This window comes from Pedobacter sp. 01N416, assembly GCF_056399685.1.
The window spans coordinates 1-17,356 of record NZ_JBFTRT010000015.1 but is presented as its reverse complement, the minus strand read 5'-3'; the positions used below and the strand labels follow the sequence as shown (position 1 = coordinate 17,356).

At 41.7% G+C, this 17,356-nt stretch carries 21 protein-coding genes, 1 other RNA gene and 1 pseudogene; 17 read left to right on the top strand and 6 right to left on the bottom strand.

Features of this window, described 5'->3' with window-relative positions; genetic code table 11:
• From AC1DND_RS01825 to AC1DND_RS01750, 16 genes are all read left to right on the top strand, one after another.
• On the top strand, positions 1 to 1,078 hold a 1,078-nt coding region (locus AC1DND_RS01825), incomplete at its 5' end, for a TraG/VirB4 family ATPase (RefSeq protein ID WP_477578630.1).
• Between the two features lie 13 nt (positions 1,079 to 1,091).
• Positions 1,092 to 1,754: a hypothetical protein gene (locus tag AC1DND_RS01820; protein WP_477578628.1), complete on the top strand. Its 663-nt coding sequence runs from the start codon at positions 1,092 to 1,094 to the stop codon at positions 1,752 to 1,754.
• A complete protein-coding gene (locus tag AC1DND_RS01815) occupies positions 1,751 to 2,416 on the top strand; it encodes a hypothetical protein (RefSeq protein ID WP_477578626.1) in 666 nt (221 codons plus the stop codon). The genes AC1DND_RS01820 and AC1DND_RS01815 overlap by 4 nt, the downstream gene beginning before the upstream one ends.
• Positions 2,413 to 3,078 carry a hypothetical protein gene (locus AC1DND_RS01810; protein WP_477578624.1) on the top strand — a complete coding sequence of 222 codons (666 nt, stop codon included), beginning with the start codon at positions 2,413 to 2,415 and terminating at the stop codon, positions 3,076 to 3,078. The genes AC1DND_RS01815 and AC1DND_RS01810 overlap by 4 nt, the downstream gene beginning before the upstream one ends.
• Positions 3,079 to 3,088: 10 nt before the next feature.
• Positions 3,089 to 3,862, top strand: coding sequence for a hypothetical protein (locus AC1DND_RS01805; RefSeq protein WP_477578622.1), 774 nt, complete (start codon positions 3,089 to 3,091; stop codon positions 3,860 to 3,862).
• Between the two features lie 12 nt (positions 3,863 to 3,874).
• Complete coding sequence (locus AC1DND_RS01800) at positions 3,875 to 5,020, top strand: TraJ family protein (protein WP_477578620.1); 1,146 nt, start codon at positions 3,875 to 3,877, stop codon at positions 5,018 to 5,020.
• 17 nt (positions 5,021 to 5,037) lie between these two features.
• Positions 5,038 to 5,652, top strand: a complete 615-nt coding sequence (gene traK, locus AC1DND_RS01795) for a conjugative transposon protein TraK (RefSeq protein ID WP_477578618.1) — start codon at positions 5,038 to 5,040, stop codon at positions 5,650 to 5,652.
• Between the two features lie 130 nt (positions 5,653 to 5,782).
• The gene (locus AC1DND_RS01790; protein WP_477578616.1) at positions 5,783 to 6,058 is read left to right on the top strand and encodes a hypothetical protein; all 276 of its coding nucleotides are present in this window, start codon (positions 5,783 to 5,785) and stop codon (positions 6,056 to 6,058) included.
• A 10-nt stretch (positions 6,059 to 6,068) separates the two neighbouring features.
• The gene (gene traM, locus AC1DND_RS01785) at positions 6,069 to 7,265 is read left to right on the top strand and encodes a conjugative transposon protein TraM (RefSeq protein WP_477578614.1); all 1,197 of its coding nucleotides are present in this window, start codon (positions 6,069 to 6,071) and stop codon (positions 7,263 to 7,265) included.
• 7 nt (positions 7,266 to 7,272) lie between these two features.
• Positions 7,273 to 8,112, top strand: coding sequence for a conjugative transposon protein TraN (gene traN / locus AC1DND_RS01780; protein ID WP_477578612.1), 840 nt, complete (start codon positions 7,273 to 7,275; stop codon positions 8,110 to 8,112).
• 11 nt (positions 8,113 to 8,123) lie between these two features.
• Positions 8,124 to 10,079, top strand: coding sequence for a type IV secretory system conjugative DNA transfer family protein (locus tag AC1DND_RS01775; RefSeq protein WP_477578610.1), 1,956 nt, complete (start codon positions 8,124 to 8,126; stop codon positions 10,077 to 10,079).
• A gap of 7 nt (positions 10,080 to 10,086) precedes the next feature.
• The gene (locus AC1DND_RS01770; protein ID WP_477578609.1) at positions 10,087 to 10,575 is read left to right on the top strand and encodes a M23 family metallopeptidase; all 489 of its coding nucleotides are present in this window, start codon (positions 10,087 to 10,089) and stop codon (positions 10,573 to 10,575) included.
• Positions 10,576 to 10,627: 52 nt separating this feature from the next.
• Positions 10,628 to 11,437, top strand: coding sequence for a DUF4099 domain-containing protein (locus AC1DND_RS01765; RefSeq protein ID WP_477578607.1), 810 nt, complete (start codon positions 10,628 to 10,630; stop codon positions 11,435 to 11,437).
• A 51-nt stretch (positions 11,438 to 11,488) separates the two neighbouring features.
• A complete protein-coding gene (locus AC1DND_RS01760) occupies positions 11,489 to 12,286 on the top strand; it encodes a hypothetical protein (RefSeq protein ID WP_477578606.1) in 798 nt (265 codons plus the stop codon).
• A gap of 89 nt (positions 12,287 to 12,375) precedes the next feature.
• A complete protein-coding gene (locus AC1DND_RS01755) occupies positions 12,376 to 12,666 on the top strand; it encodes a helix-turn-helix domain-containing protein (RefSeq protein ID WP_477578604.1) in 291 nt (96 codons plus the stop codon).
• Complete coding sequence (locus tag AC1DND_RS01750; RefSeq protein WP_477578602.1) at positions 12,657 to 12,980, top strand: hypothetical protein; 324 nt, start codon at positions 12,657 to 12,659, stop codon at positions 12,978 to 12,980. The genes AC1DND_RS01755 and AC1DND_RS01750 overlap by 10 nt, the downstream gene beginning before the upstream one ends.
• On the opposite strand, the gene AC1DND_RS01745 is transcribed toward AC1DND_RS01750, so the two are convergent.
• Positions 12,977 to 13,297: a hypothetical protein gene (locus tag AC1DND_RS01745; RefSeq protein ID WP_116250730.1), complete on the bottom strand. Its 321-nt coding sequence runs from the start codon at positions 13,295 to 13,297 to the stop codon at positions 12,977 to 12,979. The two genes, AC1DND_RS01750 and AC1DND_RS01745, sit on opposite strands and share 4 nt — an antisense overlap.
• A gap of 76 nt (positions 13,298 to 13,373) precedes the next feature.
• Positions 13,374 to 13,769 (bottom strand): hypothetical protein, encoded by a 396-nt coding sequence (locus tag AC1DND_RS01740; RefSeq protein ID WP_477578600.1) that lies wholly within the window; start codon positions 13,767 to 13,769, stop codon positions 13,374 to 13,376.
• Between the two features lie 179 nt (positions 13,770 to 13,948).
• Between AC1DND_RS01740 and AC1DND_RS01735 the strand changes: the two genes are divergently transcribed.
• Entirely contained in the window at positions 13,949 to 14,515 is a 567-nt protein-coding gene (locus AC1DND_RS01735) for a UPF0758 domain-containing protein (RefSeq protein WP_477578598.1), read from the top strand.
• Positions 14,516 to 14,607: 92 nt separating this feature from the next.
• Here AC1DND_RS01735 and AC1DND_RS01730 read toward each other — a convergent pair whose 3' ends face one another.
• The 4 genes and pseudogenes from AC1DND_RS01730 to AC1DND_RS01715 form a co-directional block, all read right to left on the bottom strand.
• Entirely contained in the window at positions 14,608 to 15,129 is a 522-nt protein-coding gene (locus AC1DND_RS01730) for an ORF6N domain-containing protein (protein ID WP_477578596.1), read from the bottom strand.
• Positions 15,130 to 15,150: 21 nt separating this feature from the next.
• Positions 15,151 to 16,407, bottom strand: coding sequence for a site-specific integrase (locus AC1DND_RS01725; protein WP_477578594.1), 1,257 nt, complete (start codon positions 16,405 to 16,407; stop codon positions 15,151 to 15,153).
• 258 nt (positions 16,408 to 16,665) lie between these two features.
• Positions 16,666 to 17,031: a transfer-messenger RNA gene (gene ssrA, locus AC1DND_RS01720) on the bottom strand.
• Between the two features lie 121 nt (positions 17,032 to 17,152).
• Positions 17,153 to 17,356: pseudogene (locus AC1DND_RS01715) on the bottom strand (pyridoxal phosphate-dependent aminotransferase); the annotation flags it as partial.

Sequence of the window (17,356 nt, the reverse complement as noted above, 5' to 3'; positions counted from 1 at the left end):
CACCTATAGCGATGATAGTCCAATTACGATGAATCCTTTTGCCATCAGTGAGGAAGAATACAACATCGAAAAGAAGGAATTTATCTTGGTACTGATCCTAGTTTGTTTAAAGGGGCCTGAGGGGGATGCCAGCCAGCTGGAAAGGGATGTGATTTCTGAAGTGATTACTTCTTATTATGCAAAATGGTTTTCGATGGGAGAATCTTCGGGGATCAAAAAACTCAAGTTTGATTCTTTCTATGCTTATGCGATTGAAAAAATCCMGCTGATCATGAAGGAGAATGCTGTTCCTTTTGATTTTGAAGGCTTCCGTTTTATCATGCGGAAATTCTGCACGGGTGGAGAATTCGGTGCCATACTTAATGAAGATGCCGATAAATCCCTGTTGAATGAACGGTTGGTCATATTTGAAATTGACAGTATCAAGGAGCATGCCTTGCTTTTTGCAATTGTCACGCTGAATATAATGGACATCTTCATCCAGAAAATGCGCTATAGGAATTTTCAGCGGAAATCACTGATCATCGAGGAAGCATGGAAAGCGATTTCATCACCCCTAATGGTAGGTTTCTTGGTATATGTCGATAAAACGGTCAGAAAATTCTGGGGAGAATTGATACTGGTGACCCAGGATCTCGCGGATGTGGTAGGCAATGCAGTGGTAAAAGATACCATTATAAGCAGTTCGGATACTGTAATCCTACTCGATCAGGCCAAATTCCGGGACAATTACAATGAAATAGCGGCGATGCTGTCTATTTCAAAGACTGAAAGGAACAAGATTTTCAGCACCAATCAACTGGATAACCGCGAAGACAGGAGCCCTTTTAAGGAAGTGTATATCAGAAGGGGAGACGTTGGAGAGGTCTATGGTGTAGAGGTTTCGCTTCAGCAGTACCTGACCTATACCACGGAAAAACCTGAAAAGCTGGCTGTGCAAAGTTATCTGGCAATGGTTGGTTCTTATCCCGGGGCACTTGATGCCTTTATTGCTGATCTTAAAAGTTCCGGACTTTCCCTTGGTGATTTCGTTAAACAGGTCAATTCGCGTGCGTCCGGATCATTAAAAAAAACTTAACAAACTTAAAATCATGAAAGTATTTCTAATTATTTTTTGTGCTTTTTTATGCAGTAGCATAAATGCACAGACTCTTTATGTGGATCCGGTTACTTCGGCAGCCATTGCTGGTCATTCAGGAATTATCAACAGGCAGTTGGACCGTACCAATGATAATCTAAGCTTGATCTCAAGGGGGCAGCTATTGGTAACCGGACAGCTTGTTGTCGTGAACGATATGCAGGACAGGATATACCGGGGACTTACAGAAGTATCGGCAATACTCAACAACCTGATGTCCGTTAAGGAGATTGCCGATATCGGGCTTGATATTGTCAAGGATGTGGAAAAGGCTGTTGAACTTGGAAAGGCCAATCCGGTGCTGCTGTTGTTTGCCGAGCAGAACGCCCGTGAATTCAAAACAAGGGCGGTCAGGCTAGGTTCTGAGGTCGGCACTTTTGTCCTCAAGGGCGGTAGGGATAACCTGATGGATGCCGGGGAACGCTCGAAATTGCTGAATCATATTGCAGCTGAAATGCGTATCCTTCGGGGGACTTCTTATGGGATGCACCGGGCGATGTACTGGGCAAAGATGCGGGGGATTTTCGACTCGCTCAATCCCTGGTCTGGCTGGGTCAATATGGATGTGCGCATCGCAAACGATATTTTATCGGGCGCAAAATACTTAAAGAAATGAGGGTGCTGTTTCTACTTTTGGCTTTTGTGCTGTGTTTGCACACAGCGCGGGCCCAGCAAAAAGCGCTCAACATTCCTGCAATCCATCAGCTTGTTTCGGATTCCAAAAGTGAGCATGAGCGGCAGTCAGAGGCGAGGGACAGGCAGGCAGTCAATACGGTTAACGAACAGGCGAATAGAACCTTGCTGGCAAAGTTTAAAAACAGTTTCCGGGAATTGCAGTCACGTTTCGGTATTGTCGGTACCGCAATCGATGCGCTGGATATCGGAACTCAGGCAGTGCCGATGGTCAGCCAGATCATGCGGGACCAATATCGGTTATACGAACTGACGGGGAAAAATCCGTATCTGTTGCCGTTGGTACTCCAGAGTGAGATTGACCTGCTGGAGAAATCCCGTGACCTGGTCTATTATCTGGCTGGGCTTACCGCCAGTATTGGCGCGGTGAACCAGATGAAAGCTTCGGACAGGAGGATATTGTTTGACCATGTGCTCACCGAGCTGTCCGTTTTGAGGAACCTGGCAGCCGCGCTGGTTCGGAACCTTGAATACGGAAACCTTTCTGCTATGATCAAAAGGGCCAATCCATTTTCGCAGTATATAGATATTGACCGGGCCATTGTGAAAGATATTCTTGAAAAAGCCAAATACCTGAAAAAATGAAAGTGATATTTTATGTGATGGTTTTTTGCATGTGTCCGTTTTTGCTCTTGGCACAACGGGTAGTTTTTGATGCCAGGCACCTGACCATTGTAAATGAAAATGCCCTTGTTCGAAATGCGGCTGAGATCAGCCACAACGAACTGCTGGGCAAGATCAATAAGTCCTTAGACAATATCAATATAAATACGTCAAGCATTGTTATGGCCCAAAGCATGATTTATTCCTCGCTGTCCAATGTAAATTCAGCGCTGAAGAATGGACTGGCATTGCGTGATATGTATGCGATATGCGAAGAGATTATCGGTTATGGCAGGGAAATGGGCAAGCTCGGTGTTAATGAACCATACCTCTTGCTTTTCAGTGAGGAGATCATCAGGGACATTACAAAACGGAGCGCAAAGATGATGACCGAGATTTCTGGCTTTGTGCTCAAAGAGGGACAGGATATCCTGATGGACTATAATAGTAGGGATGAATTGATTGCAGGGATCAGGGTAGATCTGCAAATCATAAGGGGACTCGCTTATGGCGCATGGAAAGCAATGTATTGGGCAAAGGTGAGGGGAGTGATCAGCATGCTCAACCCATTTCAGGGATTTATCAACCGTGATTTACAGATCGTATCTGAAATCCTTACCAAAACCGGGTATTTAAAAAAATAATTTAAAGCTTATGAAAAATTTATTTACGATCTTACTGCTGTGTACGGTTATAACAGCTAAGGCACAGAAACAGATCCGGGATGAAAGTATTGTCAACCAGCAGGAACGCATGGTATTCAAACAATGGGACAGAAAAAAGTTTACCCCCACTTCCGGATTTCTGGGGCTTAATCCATATTACTGGCTTACCTGGGGGCTTCATCCCAACTATCCCAAAACTGATCTGCGGCCATTGGCCCTAGGAGGGGTTCAGAGCCTGCGTCTCGCATCGGTAACGGGTATGCAGCAAACGGATAAGAATTATGAACTCCAGTCCGATACCCTAGCGCAGACTTCTCTTTTACAGATTGCGGGAATATCTGGAATGCTTTCTGCTACAGATCCCTTATGGATACTATATTATTCCCGGCAGCTTAAAGGGATAACAGATTTTGATCCCGGTGAAGTACTGGCATCTGTTCCACAAGTTGCAAGGGCGCAAATTATTGCCCATGGCAGTCTGGACTGGTACACCCGCGAAATGGCTATCCTTTCAGAAAGACTAGAAGCGGCCCGGACAACAACACTGGATAGGGGAGCGAGGATTTTATCCTATCACAGGCTGCTTGCTGAATACCGCAAAATATCAGCAATATGGACCGATAAGGTAATTGCGGCAGCCCGTGAACCTGCAAGGATAAAGGTAAGGCAGGAGCTGACCAGTCAGGAAGTAAAGATAGATGGCTGGACACCGGAATCAGATGTGCGGACAGCGAAAGAAATCCTTAATAAAAGAAAGTATTAAACCAAAAGGTAAATGAAAAAGATGTTATTGTTGGGCATGGCCATGCTCACAGGTAGGCTTGCCTTTGGGCAGGCCACCGATTACCGCAGGTCCTTTGAGTTTCTACAGGGCGACGGAATATATGAAGAAGGGGTAATGGTGATCCTAAAAGGGTTAAAGGATTCGATATGGACACATTTTGATATGTTCATTGTGGATGCCAAGGCTTTGGCGGCGATATTTATGATCATTTTTTTTGCGATCAAATCCTATGAAATGATAGCAGGTGACAAAAAACTGGAAATTATGCCACTGCTGAGGCCTTTTGGTCTGGTCATGATCATACTTTGGTGGAACGGATTTGTGAGGATGGTCGCTTTTCCAACCGACCTTGTGGCAGCCCGGACCGAAACGATGTTCAATAGTGAGCAGGCCGAGGTCAATACGCTCAGGCTGATCCGGGCCGATTATATGCAGAAGGTCGCCAATTCCCTATATAGTTTTCAGGCTGAGACCGAAATGGCGGAGAAGGAGTCTGATACCTGGATGGGCAGGGCATGGGATTCTGTGACCAGCACGGTAAAAGAAGGAATGTCGACTGTAGTCAGTCCTGTGATAGAACTGAAAAACCGTCTGAAGATCGGTATGCAGCTGCTACTTACCCAATTGCTTGAACTGTTGGGCATCTGGATATTGAGACTCTCAACCTATGTGATATTTATGATCCAGATTATTTATTCAACAATATTGATCATTTTGGGGCCGTTTGCCGTTGCTGTTAGTATACTGCCGGCTTTCCGCGATTCCTTAAGCACATGGATCGCACGCTTTGTATCGGTCAATCTTTATCTGGGGATTGCCTATCTGATTATGTACCTGGTGGCGCTGCTGCAGAAATATGCCATGACCACTGAGATCAGTAGGTATAAGGAACTTATTGGTGAAAACGGAACGGCTGCCAATCTGGAGAAAATGGCCTGGTTTGCAGGCAACGGTATCCTTTCCTTTGGAACGGTAATCGTGAGCTTTCTGATTGGTGCCATCTGTATGTTTACTGTGCCGAGTATTTCCACCTGGATTATATCCACATCAGGTATCAGTTCTGCAGCTTCCAATTTTGGACGTGGATCGCAGACCGTTATCGGTATGGCCAAAAAGGCTACCAGTAAATTCTTTTAAACCATAATCCAACAATCATGATCATTAAAAATATTGAGTCCAAGATACGTTTGGCTACCATTGTTTCTGTTGGCAGTCTGGTCTGTGCCTTTCTGATCTGTATTTCTACTGGTTTTTTTACCTATAAGCAAATCGAGATTGCCAGGCGTAGTATTTACATTTTTGAAAACAATGTTCCGGTATTGGCCCGACAGACTGATGAGCAGCTGATCCGGCCTGCAGTTTACCGCGGACATGTCGAACTTTTCCATTCGCTTTTCTTTTCTCTTACCCCGGACGACAGGTACATCGACTATCAGATGAAAAAAGCGATGTACCTGATCGATGAATCTGGGATGCAGCAATACCTGAACCTAAAGGAAAAAGGATATTTCAGTTCTATACTTTCCAGCAGTTCGGTGCTGACCCTTCAAACTGATTCGATCTACATTGATGTCAAAAAGAAATACTTCCGCTACTATGGAAAGCAGCGTATCGAGCGCAGAAGTTCTATTGTTACCCGTTCGATGGTTACTGAAGGTTATTTAAGGGATATCCCAAAAAGCGATAATAACTTATACGGTGTACTGATTCTTTCCTGGAAAACCCTTGAAAATAAAGATATCGAAAATGTTCAGAAAAATCCGATCTAACAGAGCCCCTAACAGAACAGTTTCTGTCGAGCTCTATCATGAATTCCGGCCATATCTGGTTCTGTTGCGCAGACGGTTGGTGCGGCTATTAAAGGCATACCCAAGACAGGTATTTGCGTTGATGGTTACAATGGTAGCTTTTTCCGCGCTGTTTTCATTTGGCTTATTTCCCTTGCAGGATAAAAAAGAAATGAAGGCACTTCCTTTCAGCAGTAAAGAAAAAAGCAGTAAACGGTCAAACGCCATTGACGATGGGTTATCCAAGATCAGCACTACAGGCGCAAAACTTAGAAAAACGCTGGAGATCAGAAAGCAGGTAGACTCAGTATTGAGTAGGGGAACGCTTGGCAAACCTGATTCGGTTTTTCTGGAAGCTAAACTAGAGGAGCTCAGAAAGCTCCGTTAACCATATTGTTATGAAAATAGATTTTAAAAACCCACGGTATGTTGTTCCAATCATTGCCATTCCCTTTCTGTGTCTTTTCTTTTTCGTTTACAGCGAGAGCCTGTCAAAGAACCGGACCGTTAGTGCCGAAAAAGATATGAATGGTAACCTTGCTGAAACATCAGACCAGGTACGTGAACGCGGACTTTCCGATAAGCTGGAAGCTTATAAAAACAGTTACAAGGAATCTGATGGTTATTCCGCAATCAAAACCGTCGGCGACTATAAGCTGCCACAGGCAACCATGGCAAGTTCATATTCTGATCTGGAGAAAAAGAGGTTGGATTCTATAGAAGAATCCATCAAAAGTCAGGCTTACCTGCCCATGCAGCAGAATAGAAAAGCTTTTATTCCTTCTCCTCCGAGAAGAACTGAAAACGATAGCAGTATAAGGCCGGAAGAGCATGAAATGGCAAAGGTACTGGCAAGCTTGGCTGAGGCAAGAAACAGGGAGAGGCCACCATCTGCAAGTACAACCAAAGAAACTGATCCTATGGACCTGTTTAAAAAACAGATGGCCTATCTGGATAGTGTGCAAAAGGTCAATGACCCTTCTTATATCAACATCCAAAAGGAAAAGATGAGAAAGGATGAAGCGCTCATCAGAGAAGAGAAGATTTTTCCGGTTTCCAGGAATGCTGCCGTTAAATCCGAATTCAATACCCTTTTGGCGGATGAAAGCCGAGAGATGATCACCGCAATAATAGATGAAGACATTACCGGATATGCAGGGTCGAGGATAAGGCTTCGGTTGCTTGAAGACATCTATGCCGGAAAGTTGAAATTAACCAAAGGAACAGACTTGTATGCCAGGATCAGTGGGTTTTCCGAACAGCGGGTCCAGTTAGAGATCAGCTCGGTTCTTTGTGCGGGTAAAATTCTACCCATAAAACTTTTAGTCTATGACATGGACGGCCTCCCTGGATTATATGTCCCTGCGTCTGCCTTTAGGGAGTTTTCTAAGGGCTTTGGTTCAAACCCTGTCCAGGGATTCAATACGATGGGAAGTGCACAGCGCCAGAATGAATTTGTGATGAGTACTGTTGACCGGTTGTTCCAGTCATCCTCTGCTGCCATTGCCAATATGGTCAGGAAAAACAGGGCAAAATTAAAATATAACAATCAGGTGTTTCTTGTTGATCCCCAGGATCTTCAGGGCCAAAAATAAAAACGATATGAAAAATATAATTTTAACAGCCATTTTAGTTCTGAATATGGCCGGGAACCTTTTTGCGCAAGTTTCGGCTAATACAGTTGGATCAACTTCGGAAATCCCAAAGATTTTTATCAAGCGTTCCCTTACGCTGCATTTTCTTGCTCCGGAAAGGATTACATATGTGGATATTCCCAAAGGGTTGGTTGGTGATCTGCCGGATAAAAACCTGCTGAGGGTTAAAATTCCTGATTCGGCCAAAATCAAAGATGCATTTATCGGCGTACTCACCATCCTTGGAGAAAAAAGGATCAAACAGTATGCTGTAATCTACGATGACAGGCCGGAAACTGCATTTAGTTCTCTGATTGATATAGGCATCGGTGGGATGAGAATCATTGAAACGAAGGTTGCAACCGTATCAAGTACTGAACTTGATAGTATTTCAAGGGCGATATTGGAACACGGACCATTAAAGACAGATATAAGGAAAAGGAAAAATGGAATCCATGCGATGTTAAATGGCATTAGTACACTTGGAGAATATATTCTCCTGGATATCGGTTTTGATAATACAACCCACATCCCTTACGAGATAGATGGATTAAGGTTCCGTATTGAAGACCAAAAACAGCATAAGGCGACAACGGTACAGTCACTGGAAATTGTTCCAGTATCATGCCAGCTAAATATCCAGACCTTTGAAAAAAGGTACAGGAACATTTTTGTCCTGCGTAGGATGACTTTTCCAGACCATAAACGGCTTAAGATAGAATTGTCCGAAAAGCAAATCTCAGGCCGCTCCATTACCTTTGATATCCGCTATTCCGATATCCTTAAGGCCAAAAAGATCACCATTTAAATATTGTTTATATGGAAGAGACTAGGGAAATCCAAAAACTCCACGGTTTTCTGCAGTGCCTGATCTACTTTGCAATCGCGCTTGAAATAAGTGTATTTGTTTATTTGGGTGCACCATTCTGGGGCATCTTCAATATCGGGCTGGTGAAGATCAAAACAATCATCATATACAAAGAACTGATCTATAGCAAGCTTTCTGTACTGTTATTGATCTGCCTGGTCAGCATCGGAACATTATCAAAAAAGCAGTTGGACTTTGACCCAAAGACTAAAGTTGTTTATCCTTTGAGCCTTGGTCTGCTCCTTTATTTTGGTAGCCTATTTTTTTATGGAAAACCTGGCCGGTTTTTGTTTGCTTACACGACAACAATGGATCTGACCTACATGATATTTTCCTTTTTCGGCGCTATACTGATCAGTATTTCCATGGATAATGTCTCCAAGATTATTAGGTCGGGACTTGGGAAGGATAAATGGAATGTTGAGGCCGAAAGTTTCATGCAACAGGTCAAAAAGATAGAAAATCCTTACTCCGTAAATATACCGATGCTTTTCTATTACAAGAAAAAGGTTAGAAAGGGCTGGGTGAATCTCAATGTTTTTCGTGCAACGATTTTAATCGGGACACCTGGCTCAGGGAAATCCTTTTCGGTTGTGAACCCTTTTATCAGGCAGCTGATTGCGAAGTCTTTTGCAGTCTGCTTGTACGATTTTAAGTTTCCGGATCTTGGCAAGATTGCTTATTACCACTTTTTGCAAGCAAAGAAAAAAGGCTTTCTGGAGGATTTTAAGTTTCATGTGATCAATCTGACTGATGTCGAAAAGAGCCGGAGGATAAATCCATTGCGTAGTGACTATATTACCATGTTGGCAGATGCTTCGGAGACAGCGGAAGGGACTGTGGAAGCGCTTAAAAAGGGAGATAAGGCCAGTGGGAGCGACGCTTTTTTTACGCAATCTGCTATCAATTTTTTAGCTTCCTGTATTTACTTTATGAGCAGGCATGAAAAGGGTAAATATTCCAGTCTGCCACATGTAATGGCTTTTTTAAATCGTTCCTACGAAGAGATTTTTTCTGTTCTTTTTACCAATCCGGAACTGGTGTCGCTGCTTTCTCCATTTAAGTCTGCATTTGCTGCCAAGGCTTTTGATCAACTGGAAGGACAGATTGGAACACTGAAAATATTCATGAGCCGTATGGCGACAAAGGAAACATTCTGGGTGTTTTCGGGAGATGATTTTGATCTCAAGATTTCCGATCCATCTTCGCCTGGAGTTTTGGTGCTGGCTAATGATCCCAATACCCAGAATATCAATTCCGCATGTTATTCAGTAGTACTCAACCGCCTTACCAGGCTGATCAATTCAAAGGGCAATCTTCCATCTGCACTGATATTGGATGAAGTACCAACACTTTTTGTCCACAGGATCGAGAATCTGATTGCAACCGCAAGGTCCAACAAGGTGGCGGTTTTAATGGGGCTACAGGAATTGCCTCAGTTCAAACAGCAATATGGAAAAGATACGGCGACTACCATTACTTCAGTTGTGGGTAACGTCCTGTCAGGCGCTGCGAGGAACAAAGAAACGCTAGACTGGCTGGAAAGAATCTTCGGTAAATCGAAACAGATCGGGGAAAGTATATCTATTGATAGAAGCAAGGTATCAAAATCAATCAGTGAAAAGCTTGAAGTGCTGATTCCTGCTGGCAAGATCACTACGCTGGGCGCTGGAGAGTTGGTCGGTTTACTTGCTACCGATGCAGATGAAAAGTATACTGGTGAGTATGAGACTTCAGCTATAAATTGCAAGATAAACCTGGATCTAAAAGAAATTAAAAAGGAGGAAGAAGGATATGTCGAACTACCTATTTTTTATGACTTTGGGGGAAAGAAGGAGGAGGTTCTCAGACGGAATTTTTTACGGATCAATCAGGAAATTGAAATGTTGGTGGCTGGTTTTATGTAGTGCTTTATTGATTAAGACTAATGGGTATGGGACAGTTCAGGACACTCTTGCTTATAAAAATTGGTATGCGAGGCTCCCGCTTAAAGAATTTAAACTGAATTCTGCTTATGGGATAAGGAACCATCCGGTAACTGGAGAACGATATTCTTTTCACAGTGGAATAGACATTGAGGGTAAAAACGAGGTTGTTGTTTCTATACTCCCGGGAATAATTGACAAAATTGGCTATACCGCTATAATGGGCAATTATGTTACTGTGAGATATGGATGCTATATGGTTTACTATGCCCATCTTTCTAAAATCTATTCCTCAGTTGGTCAGGTTCTCCAAACCGGAGACCCAATAGGCTTTACCGGATCAACGGGAAGGACCACAGGCGAACATCTGCATCTATCTGTTCTTCGTGGAAGTGTGAGCGTTAACCCACTTTATTTTCTCTTGATAATCCTATCAATGTCAGGCGACGAACTTAAACGCTATTTGTACGGTAGGTAAGCAAACAAACACTTTCTGCCAAAATTTCAATCCAAATTTTAAATGACTCTATATGCAAACTGCAAATTTAAATGTGCGGGATCTTCCCCTTGAAGATCTACGCGAACTGGGGCTTTACAGGGAAGGAGATATCACGCTTCCTAAAAAGGATATCGATGCACTGTTGTCCGGAATGCGGACAGGGCTGGTTAAGCTAAATGATATTAATCGTGACGGCATTGAAATCAAAGAAATGAGTGTAAAGCTTTCCCTGGCCAAAAATGCCGAGGGAAAATCTGAGCTATTGGTACACCCTGTTTACAAACAGAGCAACGTTCCTTCCATTATTTCGCAAGGGGAAGCGGATGACCTTCTAACTGGTCTGAAGGCCAACCTAATTAAAGAAACTACTGAGAACGGGCAGCAAAAGAAATTGATGGTGGAATACGACTGGGACACCCGTGAATTTATTGTTTCAGACACATCTAGGCTGAGGGTGCCAGAAATGATTAACGGTATGCCCCTTACGCCCTATCAGAAGGAACGTTTTGGTAGCGGAAGGCAGATTGAAATGCCGGATGGGACCACCTTTCAGGCCAGTAGCACGACTCCGGATGGAATCCGTTCCAATAGGTTGGCGCTTGTCGTCTCTCTTTTGATGGACGGTGGAATATCCTACCTTCTGCTAACAGGTCTGAAAGCCATGGTTGGCGATCGGGGACTGTTGCCGCAGAAAGATGAGCGGAATGAAAATTATCACAAAGCGCTTCAGGCAGCGGCAGCACAGAAGTCTACCGTCAAGGACGCTGAAGAAAAAAACTCATCCATATCCAATAATAACGAGTATTCGCGTGGATATGGCAGATCAGGAGTGTCGAGATAATCCTGTTCAAAAAAAATAATCAAATGAATTTTAACCTTAATTTTTTCAATTATGAATGAGAATAATTTAGAGTACTTACAAAATACATTAAAGTACTTAGGCTTTGGGGATTCCCTAAACGCAGATCTAAAGGAGTCAATTTCGCATGCCCCCGAGGGCTTTAAAATCCAGTCTCCCACTAAGGAGATGCCAGATCCGGCTAAAAGATATGAGGCCGGTTTTGGTGATAAGATGACATACTTACTTAGCTTTTCAAAAAGTAAGGAAACCGACATGTATTTTTTTAATAGTTATGAGGCGACATTGAAAAGAGCTGACACGAAGGATCTTATTTCGCAGACCTTTTATATCAACAAAGGAAAAGGGGTGACCGCTAAAGAAAGTTACAATCTGCTTTCGGGTCGTGCGGTAAATAAGGATGTTGTGTTGAAAAGCGGAGAAAAAGCAAATCTTTGGCTTAAGCTGGATTTCGCCGAACATACTCCAGAGAAAGGTTTCAAAATTGACCCTTATGGCAAAAATTATGGCTTTAGTCTTAAAGAAACAGTAGATAAATTTAATATACTGAATATGGAGAAGCCGGGATTTAAGGATCAGTTGCTTAAAAGCCTTGAACGTGGAAATCTTCACGAGGTGTCGTTTATGAAGAATGGAAAGGAAACAACTGGTTTTGTTACAGCTAATCCCCATTTTAAAACGCTGGATTTTTATAACAACGATTTAAGCGAGGTTTATAGTAAAGCAATAGACAGGCATGATACGCTGGAAAAAAAAGAGGTGGATAAAGTGCCGGAAATGGTCATGGAACAAGAACCGGCTTCCAGGGAGAAAAAAGGAATTTCAAGATAGTTTGTAGGCAATCAGTGCATATGTATAGGGGACTTTTAGTCCCCTGTTTTGTCATGCCTGAATTTTTTAACAACATAGATAAATAGGTTATGGGTGTGGAAGTATTAACTAAAGAAGATTTGGTGGATTTTGGTAACGGCTTACTGGAAGAGATCAGAAAAATTGTCAAAATTGATCCGGCAGTGAAAAAGAAGTTTTTGAAAGGCTATGAAGTGAGGAAGATTTTAGGGATATCCCAGGGAACCTTACAAAATTTAAGGATCAATGGAACGCTGTCTTTTTCAAAGATCGGCAGTATTTATTACTATGATTCCAAAGTAGTGGATGATCTGCTGGAGGGAAAAATCGGAGTGGCTGGAAAACAAAGATTATGGAGGTAAGGATAATGGGTGCCGGAAAAGATAAAAGACTGAAGGAAATTTTAACGGCTATCCATTCAGATATTCACATTACTACTACAGATATCGCTTTATTGCACGCTTTGATTACGTTTTATATTCAGGCTGATCAGGAAGGTTTTTTTCAGATTTCCCGCAGTGGACTCATGAGAATCAGCAAGATTTTATCTACCCGCACTTATCACAAGAGTATTAAAAAACTAATCAGACTTGGTTACATTTTATATGAGCCTTCCTACCATCCAGAGTTTGGAAGCAGGGTTTCTTGGGGTAAAATGGGGGGATTTAAAAGTTAACTTACCGATTTCATTTTTCCGGTATACATCTCTATAAGGCTAAGAGCCTTAGCACCTACGGGAACTTTGTGTAGTGTATGTTGCTGGAAATTAAACTTTTCAATAAATATTGCTGTATTTCCTTTTATCTTAAGAAAGCCCTGCTCAAAGTAGTATTCTGCTACTTCATTTTCAGCGTCTCGGTTCCTAAGCCAAAAGCGGATAAATTCTCCGGTTTTGCAGTCATAGTACAGCCAATGATTATCAAGCTCTTCTTGATTGGAGAGCTCAATGATGAACATAGCATCATTTTCATAACAGGAGTGAATTGTAATCATATAAGGATAGCTTGTAAAAATAATAATTATTATTTTTTGAGCAGGATAAATGAGATAAAAGTTGAACTAATTTATGCTAAATTTCGATCTGTGAAGGCTGATTAACAATAAGTATTCTGTCACTCTTGATGGGCAGATATCCCAGATCAAAACAAAAATGATAGGTGTCCCCATCTAATGTCGTATAATAACTGGTCATAAATTTAAAGTTGAATCCCTGCTTTTCAAGCATACTCTTTTTAACCGTTATTTTTTCTCCCGCACTAAGTTTATGGAGTATACGGTAGTTTTTCAAGATTATTTTGGATATTTCCTGGATAAATGGTGGATCAATCGCGGCTTCTTTCTGCCTACGGCGATTATTGAAACTGGTTCGGCAAAGGTCATTGCAAAAGCGTTTATCTATTCTGCCATTGAGTTTTTCGCTACATTCTTCGCAATGGTGAGAGATCGGATCGTTGTCTGTTTTCATAAATAGGGCATTGGCGATTCATTATTAAATTTAAATATAATCTCTTAAAAGTGGTAATTGCTGGCGCAGAAGTATCGCGTCGGGTGCTTACGAATAACCGATTTTAAACGTTTATAATCGGTTAATTTCCGCTTAAAACGTGATTGTAATGGAGTTTTGTGTAATCAATTTTTTACGCTATGAAAAACAGAACGATTGCTACAGAGACATTCAATTCCGGAAGAAGGAACTTTTTCCTAGACTTTAAAACGGCAAGGAATAATACCAATTATATTCAGATTACCAGAAGTGACGAGCAACAGGACGGTAGCTACAGCAGACGTAGGATAGTGGTCTTTCAAGAGGACTTTGAATTTTTGATTTCGGCGTTTTGTTCGCTTTTTACAACAGCGACGCAAATTGGAGAACGGGAAAAGTCTGTACTTGATTTATTCCATGAAAGGAAGCAGGAGCGCATCTATGGAATAAAGGCGCTACCTGTAGAGTTAAGGCCAAGGGAAAAACTCTTAATGACAGGTGGGGATGCAATGAAAACGGCGGAATTGCTTGCCATTCTTATCGGCTCCGGAACACCAGATAATAGTGCGCTGGATATTGGCAATCTGATATTTAAGGCAGGTGGATCTGACCTGAAATGTCTGGCAACTATACGACACGCGGATTTATCAAGGTTCAAGGGGATTGGTTCAGCCAGATCTAGTGTTGTGCTGGCAGCTATCGAACTTGGAAGAAGAATTTTTAGTTAAGGCTTGATCCGACTTTTTGTATTGGGTAAGATTTTTTATTCAGGTAAGATATCACCTCGGAAGCAATTTGCCTCCGAGGTGTTTTTGCTTATCTATATCATGTCCGGTTTGAAGCCAATCCGCTTTCTGGGTACAGATTCGGGCACTGTTGGTGAAATGAGCTCATCCAAGTATTTAAACACAATTTCTAAATTTTTATCCTGATTATCTAGTCGGTTTTTTATCCTGTCGATTTCTTGTCTTAAAACTGTGCTTTGTGCAATCGTTGAACGGATTTTGGTAAATGTTCTGATGATTTCGATGTTCACCAGAATGGCCCGTTCACTGTTCAGGACACTTGAAAGCATTGCCACTCCCTGTTCTGTAAAAGCCATAGTCCGATATTTTGAGTACGTTCCATGTCCTAAGGTGCCAAATTGGCGCCTTAGGATTTTCTGTTCATCATCGCTAAGTTCAAACATAAAATCTTCAGGAAACCGAATCAGATTGCGTTTTACCTGCCGTTTTAATTGCTTGTTCTCAACTTGGTATAGCGCAGCAAGATCCGAATCCAGCATTACCTTTAAGCCGCGGAAATGAAAGATTTTTTCGATGATATTTTGTTCTACCGGCATGTTATTGATCTCGATCATAGCTTATTTTGTAATGGTGTAATTATAGACGGTGTTTTTAGCCACATGTTTTTCGGTAGCTAGTTTCTCTTTGAGTGCTGCCATATCTCTGCCAACTTTTACATCCAGGGTTTTAGCGTAGTGTTGTGTTGTTCTGATGTCCTTGTGTCCGAGCATTTTACTCACTGTTTCGATGGGAACTCCGTTCTGAAGGGTGATCGTTGTGGCAAAAGTATGGCGGGCAATGTGGTAGGATAGTGGGATTTTAATACAACATAAATCTGCGATTTCCTTTAGGTAAGCATTCATTTTTTGATTAGAGCTTACCGGGAAAGCTTTATCTTGATCGATGGATAGTGGATGATTTTTATATTTATCGAGCAGGGTGATTGCCTTTGGCAAAAGTGGTAACCTGGTTGGAGTGCCTGTCTTTTGTCGGTTGATAATAACCCATTTTTCATCCCCATTTTTATCAATGATTTGTGATCTTTTTAACTGATAAATATCTATATAAGCAAGTCCAGTGTAGCAGCTAAAAAGAAATATATCTCTTACGCGGTTCAATCTCTCATTATCAAATTCCCAGATTTCCAAAGAAGTTACTTGCTCTTCAGAAAGGCAAGGTCGTTCAATTAACTTAACTTTCGCTTTAAAATTAGCAAAAGGATCACTTGTTAGCCATCCATTGGCCAGACAGCGTTTAATTATTTTTTTGAGGTTCTTAATGTATTTTACTGCTGAGTTGTTGTTACATTTTCTGGTTGTCCTTAAAAAAAAATCATAGTCGGTGATGAACTGATGGTCAATCTTCCGGATATCAATGTCTTTGACTTTATATTTTTCTTTTAGGTATTGAGTGATGTGTCGGAGTGCGGTTTGATAACGGAGGAGTGTCATAGGCGCATATTCTACACCTACAAGTGTAGCCATTTCTTCATTATGCATGGTAAATACCTCTCTAAGTTTTCGGACTTTTTGACCTCTACCAAGGAATTCGTCCATTAAATTTTGTGCCGTGAGGTCTTCATTCAATAGTAAAAGATGTCGATGTGCCTCGTGTACCTTGGACTCTAGCTGGCGTAAATACAAGTTCAATGTTTTTGCCATCGTCGTTCGGCCCTTGAATTTACCATTGTCCCAGTCCGTTTCGCCACACTGTTTGCCTGTCGCAACTTCTGCGCGTTTTTTGTCAACCGTAATCCTGAGATATACGGAAGAACAGCCTTCTTGGTCTGTGTTTCTTTTCTTCAAAAAGAAGAGTAAACTGAAATTTCTTTTCATAAAAGTAATCTTAAAAGGTGAATAAAGTTAAGATTGCAGTCAAAAAAAGTCAAGATGTTTACAAGGTAAACTGGTTGATAATCAGTTTTTTAACCCCCTAAAAAGTTCCTCAGGTGCTTCATTTCCTGAGGCACCTTTTAAGGCACCTTATATATGCGTTATTTGGTCAAAAAAGCCACTAAATACCAAAAAACAAAAGCCTGCAAATGGTTGATTTGCAGGCTTTTAGTGTTTTTTGGTGATTTCTGATACTGATTCCAGTGGAGCCGAAGGGAGTCGAACCCTTGTCCAGTTGTGAGATAAATTATACCTTCTACATGCTTATTTTTCAATTGATTTTCGGGAAATAAACGGGCTGAAAACCGACCTTATTTAAATCCTTAGATACTTTATCTCAATTTAAGTCGTATCTCCTTAAAGCCAGCTTTGTTGTTTCGATGCCCCAGATTCTAACCCAACAATGCAGCAGTTAGAGGGACAAAAGCTAGTTAGTTCTAAACTAAGCAGCTAAGGCGTAAGTATTTTCGCCAACTAAAATGTGAACGTTCACTTTAAGTGCTCTCCGTACAACGCACTGCATGCTAACATAACCTTCGCCACCCTGTCAAATCCAAGAACGGCCCCGTTTTAGTTTACTGTTTTGAGTAATCAGTTTGTAAACTGGATGCAAATATACAAATAAAATGCCAAATAATAGCTTTAAACTGTTATTTGGCATCTAAAATTGAAAACTGGAAACTGCAAACTATACCGTTCTTCCCGGATATTGTTGCAAGGCTACTTCTAAACAGTCCATAGCTACATTTAAATCGTCGGTATTTAAAACATAGGCCATACGTACTTCGTTTTTACCAGAACCTGGGGTAGAATAGAAGCCCGTTGCAGGTGCCATCATTACCGTTTGGTTATTATGGGCAAAATCTTCTAAAATCCACTGACAGAATTTGTC